We start from the raw sequence: 11244 nt of genomic DNA, 5'->3' as shown, positions 1-11244 counted from the left end.
CCATTGCCGGCACCCGCCGAGGAATAAGGCGCACCAGCGCCGATGCCGCTCACCTGGTGGATCTTGATCGAGTCGATCTTCTCTGCCGGCTTCACCATTTCGGTGATGATGGCAGGCATCGCCTCGATCCGGGCCAGGTCGACCTTCATGCGGATCAGCTCACCCGACAGCGCGTTTTCGGCATCGACAATCGCCCGTTTGCCTTCCGCTTCGGCCAGCATGTCGTTTTTCTTGGCTTCAGCGCGGATGTTCAGCGCGTCCGCCTCGGCCTGCGCCTCTTCGCGGCGGGCTTCGGCGCGGTCGGCTGCAGCTTCCTTCTCCGCCTGCGCGGCGAGACGGATACCAGTTGCCTGGCGCTCGGCCTCGCGGGTGGCCTCGATCAGGGTGATCTGCTTCAGACGCTCAGCCTCAGCCACCTCACGGGCGGTTGCCACCGCTTCGGTTGCCTTGGTTGCCTCAGCCCGCGCCATATCCGCGGATGCCCGCGCCCGGCTTTCTTCCTCGGACTTCTGCGCGATGATGATCTGGCGCTCCTGTTCGGCCACCTCCAGCTCGCGCTCCTTGGTGATCTCCGCCTCGCGGACCGAGCGCTCCTTGGCGATCTCGGCATCCCGGATCTTTGCTTCACGGGCAATGTCGGCCGAGCGGATGGCTTCCTCGCGGGCAATCCGGGCGCGTTCGGTTTCGCGCATCGAGTCCTCGCGCCGCTGGGCGATCTCGGCCTCCTGCGCGGCCTTCATGGTTTCGACCTGCTTGGCCTGCTCGATCTTCGCCTGCTCCTCGTCCTGTTCAATCGACAGGCGCTGGCGCTCGGCCTCCATCGCGGCGCGGCGCACGGCCACCTCTGCCTCGGCATCGATCTGCGCACGTTCTTTCTTGGAGGTGGCAATCACCTCCGCCAGCTTGCGCATACCCACCGCGTTAAACGCGTTGTTTTCATCGAGCGCCTCAAACGGCGTCTGGTCCAGCGCGGTCAGCGACACCGATTCCAACGACAGGCCGTTTTTCAGCAGGTCCTCGGACACCGCATTCTGCACCTCCTGAACAAAGTCGGCACGGTTTTCGTGCAGCCCGTCCATGGTCATCTGCGCCGCCACAGCGCGCAGGCCGTCGACCAGTTTGCCTTCGATCATCTCGCGCAGCTGCTCGACGTCAAAAGTCCGGTCGCCCAGCGTTTGCGCGGCGCGGGCAATGCCCTCGACCGTCGCCATGACCGAAACATAGAACTCGACGCCGACGTCGACTCGCATCCGGTCCTTGGTGATCAGCGCGCCGTCATTGTTGCGCTGCACTTCCAGGCGCAGGGTTTTCATGTTGACCGGGCTCACCTCATGCAGCAGCGGCACGACCAGCACGCCGCCATCCATGATGACTTTCTTTCCGCTGGCGCCGGTCCGCACCAGGCTGATCTCGCGGGACGACCGTTTGTAAAGCCGGCCCAGAACCAGGCCAAGGACCAGAAGAAAGACGAGAGCGCTCACCACCACGATGAGCATGAATTGAAATTCCATGCGGAATACCTCCTTGGATAATAGGATTTTTTGGGTTTGTTGGTTTCAGTCAGCCGGGCTGATCAGCCCAGCGGGTCACTCGGACAGAGGGATCAGCACAAACCGGTCCTTGCGGCGGTCGCGCATCACCAGCACTTCGGTGCCCTGGGCCAGTTCCTCGCCAGCGGCAAAGGGCTCGGCGCGCAGGTAGTGGGCATTGCCGTAGCCATCCATCACGCGCACCTCGGCCGGGCGGCCTTGGGCGGCGGTGCCCTGGGTGATCACCCCGCGGCGGCGGCCCAGGCTGCGCACCGACAGCGCCTCGGTCTCGGTCTGCGGCAAGGCCCTGGCAAAGATCCCGCCAAAGCCGCGCGCAAACCACAGGCCAAAGGCACCAGCGGGCAGACCCGCCATCCAGGCTGGTGCAGCAAAGCCCAGGTAGGATTTCAGCACCATCTGCAGGCCAATGCCGCTGAGGCCGAAGCCCATCAGCAAGGCTGCCAGCCAGATCAGCGCCGGCATCCGCCCCAGCCCCAGCCAGGACGCCAGACTGCCCGAAGCATCTGCCGCCCCGGCACCGTCCAGCGCGTCCACACCGTCCAGATCTGCAAGATCAATGTCTCCCAGATCACCCAATGCATCCGCAGCGGCATCGGCGCCCAGGTCCCCCAGGCCGCCAGCATCCGGGAACTGGCCGAGGTCAGCACCATCTGCCGCGTCCAGCCCCGCATCGCCATCACCGCCGATCAGGCTGCCGCCCAGCAAGAGCGCCGCCAGCTCCAGCACCGCCAGACCGCCCAGCAGAGCCAAAGCAAGGGAAAACGGCGCAAAGGCGCCATCAAGCAGAAAGTCGAACACCGATGAATTGCCCCCTATTGGTATACATTGGTATACACTGCATGTGGTAACGCCCCTGTGATGTTTCAAGGGTTTAAAATAGAAATTCGCAACCAATGAGTGCGCCAGCCGCGGTGTCAGATCAAGTTCGAAGTGCTGCCAAGCAACTTGGAAAACCGCTCGGCCCTCCCCGTGGGAGGGCGCTGCCCTCTCCGGCAAATTGCTGCCGCTGCAAACCAGGGGTTCCCGCTGCTGCCTGCATAGGTTAGACGGGCCTTTGACGCATTACCTGGATGGATGGCATGGCACGCATTCTGATCACTTCGGCAATCCCTTACATCAACGGGATCAAGCATCTGGGCAACCTGGTGGGCTCGCAGCTGCCCGCCGACCTTTACGCCCGGTTCCAGCGCGGACGCGGCAATGAGGTGATGTTCCTCTGCGCCACCGACGAGCACGGCACACCCGCAGAACTGGCCGCCGCCAAGGCCGACAAGCCGGTGGCGGAATACTGCGCGGAAATGCACGGCATCCAGTCCGAGATCGCCAAGGGCTTTGCCCTGTCGTTCGACCACTTCGGCCGTTCCTCCAGCCCGCAGAACCACGCGCTGACCCAGCATTTCGCCGGCAAGCTGGCCGAGGCGGGGCTGATCCGCGAAGTGACCGAGAAGCAGGTCTACTCCAACGCCGACGGCCGTTTCCTGCCCGACCGCTATATCGAAGGCACCTGCCCCAACTGCGGCTATGAAAAGGCCCGCGGCGACCAGTGCGAGGAATGCACCAAGCAGCTGGACCCGACCGACCTGATCAACCCGCGCTCGGCCGTCTCCGGCTCCACCGACCTGGAAGTGCGCGAGACCAAGCACCTGTATCTGTGCCAGTCGCAGCTGAAAGACCAGCTGGACGCTTGGATCGACAGCAAGAACGACTGGCCGGTGCTGACCACCTCGATTGCCAAGAAGTGGCTGCATGACGGCGACGGGCTGCAGGACCGCGGCATCACCCGCGATCTGGACTGGGGCGTGCCGGTCAAGAAGGGCGGCGAAGACTGGCCCGGCATGGAGGGCAAGGTCTTCTATGTCTGGTTCGACGCGCCGATCGAATATATCGCCGCCTCGCGCGAGTGGGCCGATGCCAATGGCAAAGCGGATGCCGACTGGCAGCGCTGGTGGCGCACCGACAAGGGTGCGGAGGACGTGAAATACGTCCAGTTCATGGGCAAGGACAACGTGCCCTTCCACACGCTTTCGTTCCCGGCCACCATTCTGGGCTCCGGCGAGCCGTGGAAGATGGTCGACCACCTGAAGTCCTTCAACTACCTGAACTATGACGGCGGCCAGTTCTCGACCAGCCAAGGCCGCGGCGTGTTCATGGATCAAGCGCTGGAAATCCTGCCCGCCGACTACTGGCGCTGGTGGCTGCTGAGCCATGCGCCGGAAAGCAGCGACTCTGAGTTCACCTGGGAGAACTTCCAGCAGTCGGTGAACAAGGATCTGGCCGACGTGCTGGGCAACTTTGTCAGCCGTATCACCAAGTTCTGCCGCTCCAAATTCGGCGAGGAAGTGCCCTCGGCTGGCGAATACGGCGAGCAGGAGCAGGCACTGATCGCCGAACTCAACACCCGCATCCGCGCCTATGAAGGCCATATGGAGGCGATGGAGGTCCGCAAATCGGCGCAGGAGCTGCGCGCGATCTGGGTTGCGGGCAATGAATACCTGCAATCCGCCGCCCCCTGGTCGGTGTTCAAAGAAGACCCCGACCGCGCCGCCGCGCAGGTGCGCCTGGGCCTCAACCTGATCCGCCTTTACGCCGTGCTGTCCGCCCCCTTCATTCCGCAGGCTTCGGACAAGCTGATGGCAGCGCTGAATTCGGATGACCGCAGCTGGCCCGACGATGCCGCTGCGGCGCTTTCCGCGCTGCCCGCCGGCCACGGCTTTACCGTGCCGGAAGTCCTCTTTGCCAAGATCACCGACGAGCAGCGCGAAGAGTGGCAGGAGCGTTTCTCCGGCACCCGCAGCTAAGCTCCGCAGCACAGTGTTTCATCAAGGCCGCCCCACTGGGCGGCCTTTTCTTTTGCCGCATCCCCTTGGCAGATCATAAAAACCAATCCCTACTAAAAAACTCAGATTGACATACCTGAGCAATTAATTCAGGAATGCAGCATTCCAGCCAGCCTGACTCGGTTCAGGCGAGCCCGAGTGACGTTATTCAATCGAGATCGCCACCATGCCGAACGGAGACAGCCGCAGTTGCGGCCCCCAATTCAAAGACCCGGAAGCAGACGACATGCGCCAGCTGTGGCCGCAGGTCTTTGCCCCCTCCGGCGCTCTGTCCGGCTTCTGTCTGGAATGGATCCTGGACAGGGCGGAATTCAGCAATGGGCGGAAGTCATGAACCAGATCGCATCCAAGCCGGTGCCCACCACCGCAACCACCGAAGTTTTCCCCACCTACCACGCCGAGGATCTGACCCGCGGCGGCGTGCAGGCCCGCATCCTGCTCAATGGCCAGATCTATTCGCTGCGCATCACCCGCGCAGGCAAGCTGATCCTGACCAAGTAAGGCGCCGCACATGAGCCCTGCGCATAAAACGCCCCGCGGCGGTGTGACCGTCGGCACCCTGTCCGATCTGCCGCCGCTGGAAGCAGGCGCTGTGATCTACCTGCGCCACTGGTTCTCCGGCAACGAGACCCGCGAACAAATGCGCCGCGACTTTGAGGTGAACTTCGGCCCGGAAATGGCCGAGGCCGCCTTTGAGACCTTCGGCTATCTCTGCAATTTCTGCGCCGCCCACGGCCGCCGCCCGCTGGTGCGCCACGGCATGACCTGCAAATGCCTGGGCGCGGATGAAAACTGTTTTGCCAACCTCCTGGCCTCCGCTGCCGAGGGCCAGGACGATGACGCCCATATCCTCGCTTCGCTGATCGTCACCCCGCGCAAGGCGCAGGAGCTGACCCGGCTGGCCTCCGACTGCGGCCTGCTGCTGCAGCAGATCATGACCCCGCATCTGCCGCAGCAGCCGGCGCGGCCTGCAACCGCAACCCTTCACTGAATTCCATCGAAACCTTAAGGACTTAGCTGATGAAATCCCTGTTTCTCACGGGCACCGCCCTCGCCGGTCTCGCCTTTGGCGCCACCACCGCATTTGCCGCCGACAAGGCTGCGGTGCTGACCAACTACGCCAACATTGCCGAGGCGAAATACCAGGACAGCCTGGCCACCGCGCTGGTCCTGAAGGCGGCCGTTGACGCGCTGGTCGCACACCCCTCAGCCGAGAACCTGGAAGCTGCCCGCGCCGCCTGGATTGCCGCCCGCGTCCCCTATCAGCAGTCCGAAGTCTTCCGCTTCGGCAACGCCATCGTTGACGACTGGGAAGGCAAGGTGAACGCCTGGCCGCTGGACGAAGGCCTGATCGACTATGTCGACGCCTCCTATGGCGGCCCGACCGACGAAAACACCCTGGCGGCGCTGAACGTGATCGCCAACCCCAGTTTCGAGCTGTCGGGCAAGGCCATCGACGCCGCCAAGATCACCCCAGAACTGCTGGAAGGCGCCCTGCATGAGGCGGACGGGGTTGAGGCCAATGTGGCCACCGGCTACCACGCCATCGAGTTCCTGCTCTGGGGCCAGGACCTGAAGGGCACCGAGCATGGCGCCGGCGACCGCCCCTGGACCGACTACGCGGCGGGTGACGCCTGCACCAACGGCAACTGCGACCGCCGCGGCGAATACCTGCAAGCCGCAACCGACCTGCTGATCTCCGACCTGGAGTGGATCACCGCTCAGTGGGGCGAAAGCGGCGAAGCCCGCAGCGCGCTGCTGGCCGATGAGAACGCAGGCATCACTGCCATGCTGACCGGCATGGGCTCGCTCTCCTATGGCGAACAGGCCGGGGAGCGGATGCGCTTGGGCCTGATGCTGAACGACCCGGAAGAAGAGCACGACTGCTTCTCCGACAACACCCACAACAGCCACTACTACGACGGCCTGGGCGTGCAAAACGTCTACCTCGGCGAATACGTCCGGGCGAATGGCGAGCTGATCTCCGGCGCCTCCCTGTCCGACCTGGTGGCCGCCAAGGACGCAGACCTCGACGCCGAAATGCGCGGCAAGCTGTCGACCACCATGCAGGCGCTTGGCCGCATTAAAACCGCGGCTGAAGCAGGCCTCTCCTATGACCAAATGCTGGCCCAGGGCAACGCCGCAGGCGAAGCTTTGGTGATGGGCGGCGTTAACGGCCTGATCGACCAGACCCGCTCGATCGAACGCGTGGTCGCCACCCTGAAACTGGATGGTGTCGCCATTGAAGGCTCCGACAGCCTCGACAACCCTTCGGCTGTCTTCGAGTAAGACCGCCCAAGGTTAGCCAACCTGAAGAAAACCGGGGGAGCCAGCCAGCATCAGCCAGGCTCTCCCGCACAAAAAGACCCCCCTCATGAAAACTAAAACTTCCGCGGCGCTGGCCCTCAGCGCCCCTGTCTTCCTGTGCGCAAACGCAGCCATGGCCCAAGGTTTCAGCTGGGAAGGCGAAATCGAGCTGGCCAATGAAAGCGTCATCGCCTCCGATGACGCCACCGCCGAGATCCGCGACACTTTTGCGGTGATCACCGCCACCGGCACCTACAGCTTCGGCAACGGTGTTGAGCTCTTTGCCACCGTCACTGCGGAATCGCTGACCGACGCCACCGATGACCGCACCTTTGACGATATGGGCGTCTATATCGAAGAACTCGGCGTCTCCTTCGGCATCGGCGAATACACCACAATATCGGCCGGTAAGCTGGCCCCGGCCTTCGGCACCGCCTGGGACGACGCAGCCGGCTATTTCGGCAGCGCCATCGCCGAAGACTACGAACTGACTGAGCAGATCGGCATCCTGGCAGACGTCGACCTAAACGGCGCAGGCACCCTGTCCTTTGGTGTGTTTTATGCCGATGACACCGGCTTCAGCCGCTCCGCCGGGTACCGCCGCGGCCGCACCTCCATCGCAGACGGCGGCGCCGGCAACACTGGCGAACTTGACAATTTCTCCATCCAATGGGCTCAGGAGGCCGGTGACACCCGTTTCCACATCGGCGCCCGCCACCTAAGCGCAGGCACCGGTGATGTGGATGATGAGCAAGGCTTCGTGGCCGGTCTGGCCCATGCCTTCGACGGCGGTTTCGACGTCTACGGCGAGGTAGCCTCCTTCTCGAACGTCGGCGGCTCCGCTGATGATGCCCTCTACGCCACCTTCACCGGCGCCTACACCATCGGCAGCGTGATCCTGTCCGGCGGCTTTGTGCACCGCGACCTGGACACCTCCGGCGAGACCGATCTCCTCACCATTGGTGCCGACTACGAGTTCGAAAGCGGCGCCACCGTGGGCGGCGGCATTGCCCGCGTCGACGAAGACGGCACCAAAAGCACCATTCTGGGCGTGAACCTGATCATCCCGCTCGGCGCTTGAGCTTTCCCTCGGTGACGTTTGGCATCCCCTGAACACCACCACACTCGGGGCCGCGAGTTTTCGCGGCCCCTTTTTATCGGCAGTTCACCGCCGCGCAAAGAAAACCCAAGCGTTTTACTCTGGATAACCCTTGAAACCCCATCGTTTCTGTCAGATATATTTCCCAACGGAATCACTTGGCTATTTGCGCCAGCGGGCAAGGACGCAGCAGCATGATTGTTTGCCACTGCACGAACATATCGGACCACGACATCCGCGCAGCTATCAACTGGATGCGAAATGCCGACCCGGAAACGATAATCACCCCTGGCAAGATCTATCATGCCTTGGGAAAAACCGCCGATTGCGGCGGCTGCATGCCACTTTTCCTCGACACGATGCGGTCCAGCAGTAAGCTGGAAGTACCTGCGCAGCTTACGAATTTGCGCGCGGCATCAATTCAGGAGAAACATTATGCAGGGCGACGCCAAGGTCATCGACTATCTCAACAAGGCACTTCGCCATGAACTGACGGCTGTCAGCCAGTACTGGCTGCACTACCGGCTGCAGGACGATTGGGGCCTGGGCAGCATGGCAAAGAAAAGCCGCGAGGAAAGCATCGAGGAGATGCAGCACGCGGACAAACTGATTGAAAGGATTCTGTTCCTAGGCGGCCACCCGAACCTGCAGAAGCTTGACCCGCTGCGGATCGGCCAGACCCCGAAAGAAACCCTCGAATGCGACCTTGCCGCCGAAGTGGATGCCCGCGCGCTCTACAAGGAAGCCCGCGATGCCTGCAATGATGCGGGCGACTATGTGTCCATGAAGCTTTTCGAAGAGCTGATGGCGGATGAAGAAGGCCATATCGACTTCCTCGAAACGCAGCTTGAACTGCATGACCGGATCGGTGCCGAAAACTATGCCCAGCTCAACGCCACGAAGATGGCAGAGGTTGAAGACTAATCTGTTGCTGGCTGCCGCGCTTGCGGCAGCCACTCCTCTAACGGCGCTCGATCTGGCCAGCAAATACCAGGCCGAACCGCATCTCTCCCCTCTCCCCCGAACCGATGCCGAACGCGCCCGGATTGCCGGCGCCACAGCCCCGGCCACCGATTTCAGCAAGCCGGAAGCTTTCGAAAACCTGCCAGCCGGCGCCGCCACCGTGCGCGTCCGGGCCGATGACGAGGCCTTCTCGCAGCATTCCGCCAACCTCTCGTTTGAGCAGGAGCTGGAATTCAAGCTCGGCAACGGGCTGTTCAAAAAAATCTGGGTATTCTCGCCGGCCTCCACCAAGGCCTCAGACGGGCTGGGCCCGCTCTACAACGCCCGCTCCTGCCAGCGCTGCCACCTGAAGGACGGCCGCGGGCATGTGCCGGACCAGCCCGATTACGCCTCCACCACCATGTTCCTGCGCGTCTCCACCCCTGGTCCGGTGCCGCCGGAACTGCAGGAGATCACCGACTACATCGGCACTGCCCCGGACCCGAATTACGGCACCCAGCTGCAGGACTTCTCCGCCCCCGGCATCACGCCCGAATACAAGCTGCAGATCGAATACGAAGAGTTCGAGATTGCGCTGAACGGCGGTGAAACCGCCACCCTGCGCCGTCCCAGCTACACGGCGGCAGAGCTCGGCTACGGCCCGCTGGCAGATAACGCCATGCTCAGCCCGCGCGTCGCACCGCCGATGATCGGCCTCGGCCTGCTGGAAGCCATCCCCGCCGCCGACATCCTGGCCCATGCCGATGAGGAGGACGCCGACGGCGACGGCATTTCAGGCCGAGCCAACCTGGTCTGGTCGCCTGAATTCGACCAGATCATGCTGGGCCGCTTCGGCCTCAAGGCCGGCACCCCCACGGTGCACCAGCAGTCCGCCGGCGCGTTTTCCGGCGATATTGGCATTTCCACCCCGCTGTTCCCGGGTCATGCCGGCGAATGCACCGGGCTGCAGACTGCCTGCCAGGCCGCCCCGCACGGCGGCGGTGATTCCCGTGAAACCGAGATCGACCAGCCCAACATGGACCTGGTCACCTTCTACAGCCGCAACCTCGGCGTCCCTGCCCGCCGCGACATCGGGGACCGCCAAGTGCTGCGCGGCAAGCAGGTCTTCTACGACACCGGCTGCGCCGCCTGCCATGTGCCGAAATACGTGACCCACCGGCTGGAGGACCGCCCCGAGCACAGCTTTCAGCTGATCTGGCCCTATTCCGACCTGCTGCTGCACGACATGGGCGAGGGCCTTGCCGACCACCGCCCCGAGGCCCGCGCAACCGGGCGTGAATGGCGCACCACACCACTCTGGGGCATCGGCCTGACGAAGCAGGTCTCTCCCCGCGCCACCTTCCTGCACGACGGCCGCGCCCGCACTCTACTGGAGGCTGTTCTCTGGCATGGCGGCGAGGCGGAAGCCGCCAAGACCCGCGTTGTCGATCTTGCCCCGGACGACAGGGCCGCTCTGATCTCCTTCCTGGAAAGCCTTTGATTTCATGCGCACACTTGCCTTAGCCCTTACATTTGCCGCCACTCCGCTTGCGGCCGCGGAACCCTTGGACCAGATCGTCGACCAGCAAATCCTGCCTGCCTTCCAGGAACTGGCCGCGGATTCAGCCGCCCTGGCCCAAGCGGCCCAGGCAGATTGCACCTCAGGTTCCGAGCCGCTGCGCGCGGCCTACGGCGAAGCCTTTGATGCCTGGATCGCCGCCAGCCACTTCCGCTTTGGCCCGACCGAAACGGACAGCCGTGCTTTTGCCCTCGCCTTCTGGCCCGACAGCCGCAGCAAGACGCCCAAGGCGCTTGGCACCCTGATCCGCAATGAAGACCCAGGCATCGCCGATCCCGCCCAATTCGCTACCTACTCCATCGCCGCCCGCGGCTTCTACGCGCTGGAATACCTGCTCTACGACCCGCAGCTCTCCGCCGCCGGCAGCGGCGCCTACCGCTGCGCCCTGACCCGCGCCATCAGCACCGATATCGCAGCAACCGCTCAGGCCATCCAGGCTGACTGGGAACAAAGCTACGCTGCCGAAATGCGCAGCCCCGGCAACCGCTACCGGAGCGAGGCCGAAGTCACTCAGGAACTGTTCAAGGCCCTCAGCACCGGCCTGCAGGTGCTGGACGACATGCGCCTCGGCCGCCCGCTGGGCACATTTGAGAAACCGCGCCCCGCCCGCGCCGAGGCCCGCCGCTCGGGCCGCAGCCTGCACCATGTGCTGGTCTCGCTGAACACGCTGGAGCCGCTGGCGCTGGCCCTAGCGGACGGCAACGCAGACCTGCAGGCCAAGATCACCGCCGGCTTTTCCAAGGCGCGCAAAAAGGCCGAGAAACTCGGCGATCCGGTCTTTGCCGGCGTTGCCGATCCCGCCAGCCGCTTCCGCATCGAATCGCTGCAACAGGAAATCAAGGATCTGCGCAGCCTGATGAATGATGACCTGGCCCCCGCACTCGGCGTCGGCGCCGGCTTCAACTCGCTGGACGGCGACTAAGGGAAAGG

Annotated in this window: 11 protein-coding genes; 9 read left to right on the top strand and 2 right to left on the bottom strand. The window is 63.7% G+C overall.

Going from position 1 to position 11244, the window contains the following annotated elements; genetic code table 11:
* Positions 1–1511: flotillin family protein (locus RA20_RS11975; RefSeq protein WP_039128765.1), on the bottom strand; the 1511-nt coding region annotated here is incomplete at its 3' end.
* A 75-nt stretch (positions 1512–1586) separates the two neighbouring features.
* Positions 1587–2348 (bottom strand): OB-fold-containig protein, encoded by a 762-nt coding sequence (locus tag RA20_RS11970; RefSeq protein ID WP_039128763.1) that lies wholly within the window; start codon positions 2346–2348, stop codon positions 1587–1589.
* A gap of 281 nt (positions 2349–2629) precedes the next feature.
* On the opposite strand from RA20_RS11970, the gene metG reads away from it, so the two are divergent.
* From metG to RA20_RS11935, 9 genes are all read left to right on the top strand, one after another.
* Positions 2630–4348: a methionine--tRNA ligase gene (gene metG / locus RA20_RS11965; protein ID WP_193748831.1), complete on the top strand. Its 1719-nt coding sequence runs from the start codon at positions 2630–2632 to the stop codon at positions 4346–4348.
* Between the two features lie 369 nt (positions 4349–4717).
* On the top strand, positions 4718–4888 hold the full coding sequence (gene hemP / locus RA20_RS25045) for a hemin uptake protein HemP (RefSeq protein WP_008554566.1): 171 nt from the start codon (positions 4718–4720) through the stop codon (positions 4886–4888).
* 10 nt (positions 4889–4898) lie between these two features.
* Positions 4899–5378, top strand: coding sequence for a hypothetical protein (locus RA20_RS11960; RefSeq protein WP_039128759.1), 480 nt, complete (start codon positions 4899–4901; stop codon positions 5376–5378).
* Positions 5379–5407: 29 nt separating this feature from the next.
* Positions 5408–6676, top strand: coding sequence for an imelysin family protein (locus RA20_RS11955; RefSeq protein ID WP_039128755.1), 1269 nt, complete (start codon positions 5408–5410; stop codon positions 6674–6676).
* An 85-nt stretch (positions 6677–6761) separates the two neighbouring features.
* Positions 6762–7775 carry a porin gene (locus tag RA20_RS11950; protein WP_039128752.1) on the top strand — a complete coding sequence of 338 codons (1014 nt, stop codon included), beginning with the start codon at positions 6762–6764 and terminating at the stop codon, positions 7773–7775.
* 212 nt (positions 7776–7987) lie between these two features.
* Complete coding sequence (locus RA20_RS25040) at positions 7988–8281, top strand: (2Fe-2S)-binding protein (protein ID WP_082018003.1); 294 nt, start codon at positions 7988–7990, stop codon at positions 8279–8281.
* Positions 8229–8717, top strand: coding sequence for a bacterioferritin (gene bfr, locus RA20_RS11945; protein WP_039128749.1), 489 nt, complete (start codon positions 8229–8231; stop codon positions 8715–8717). The genes RA20_RS25040 and bfr overlap by 53 nt, the downstream gene beginning before the upstream one ends.
* A complete protein-coding gene (locus tag RA20_RS11940; RefSeq protein ID WP_039128746.1) occupies positions 8707–10236 on the top strand; it encodes a di-heme oxidoreductase family protein in 1530 nt (509 codons plus the stop codon). Before bfr ends, RA20_RS11940 begins: the two co-directional genes overlap by 11 nt.
* A gap of 4 nt (positions 10237–10240) precedes the next feature.
* Positions 10241–11236, top strand: coding sequence for an imelysin family protein (locus tag RA20_RS11935; RefSeq protein ID WP_039128743.1), 996 nt, complete (start codon positions 10241–10243; stop codon positions 11234–11236).
* Positions 11237–11244 lie beyond the last annotated feature (8 nt).

Origin of the sequence: Leisingera sp. ANG-Vp (assembly GCF_000813725.1) — a bacterium.
Lineage (GTDB): Bacteria > Pseudomonadota > Alphaproteobacteria > Rhodobacterales > Rhodobacteraceae > Leisingera.
Note: the sequence above shows the minus strand (reverse complement) of the source record. Positions and strands in the feature narration are given on the sequence as shown.

Bases quoted from the DNA above. Each gene is read 5' to 3' on its own strand.
- bfr (WP_039128749.1), top strand. From the start codon at position 8,229: ATGCAGGGCGACGCCAAGGTCATCGACTATCTCAACAAGGCACTTCGC.
- RA20_RS11960 (WP_039128759.1), top strand. From the start codon at position 4,899: ATGAGCCCTGCGCATAAAACGCCCCGCGGCGGTGTGACCGTCGGCACC.
- RA20_RS11950 (WP_039128752.1), top strand. From the start codon at position 6,762: ATGAAAACTAAAACTTCCGCGGCGCTGGCCCTCAGCGCCCCTGTCTTC.
- hemP (WP_008554566.1), top strand. From the start codon at position 4,718: ATGAACCAGATCGCATCCAAGCCGGTGCCCACCACCGCAACCACCGAA.
- RA20_RS11935 (WP_039128743.1), top strand. From the start codon at position 10,241: ATGCGCACACTTGCCTTAGCCCTTACATTTGCCGCCACTCCGCTTGCG.
- RA20_RS11955 (WP_039128755.1), top strand. From the start codon at position 5,408: ATGAAATCCCTGTTTCTCACGGGCACCGCCCTCGCCGGTCTCGCCTTT.
- RA20_RS25040 (WP_082018003.1), top strand. From the start codon at position 7,988: ATGATTGTTTGCCACTGCACGAACATATCGGACCACGACATCCGCGCA.
- metG (WP_193748831.1), top strand. From the start codon at position 2,630: ATGGCACGCATTCTGATCACTTCGGCAATCCCTTACATCAACGGGATC.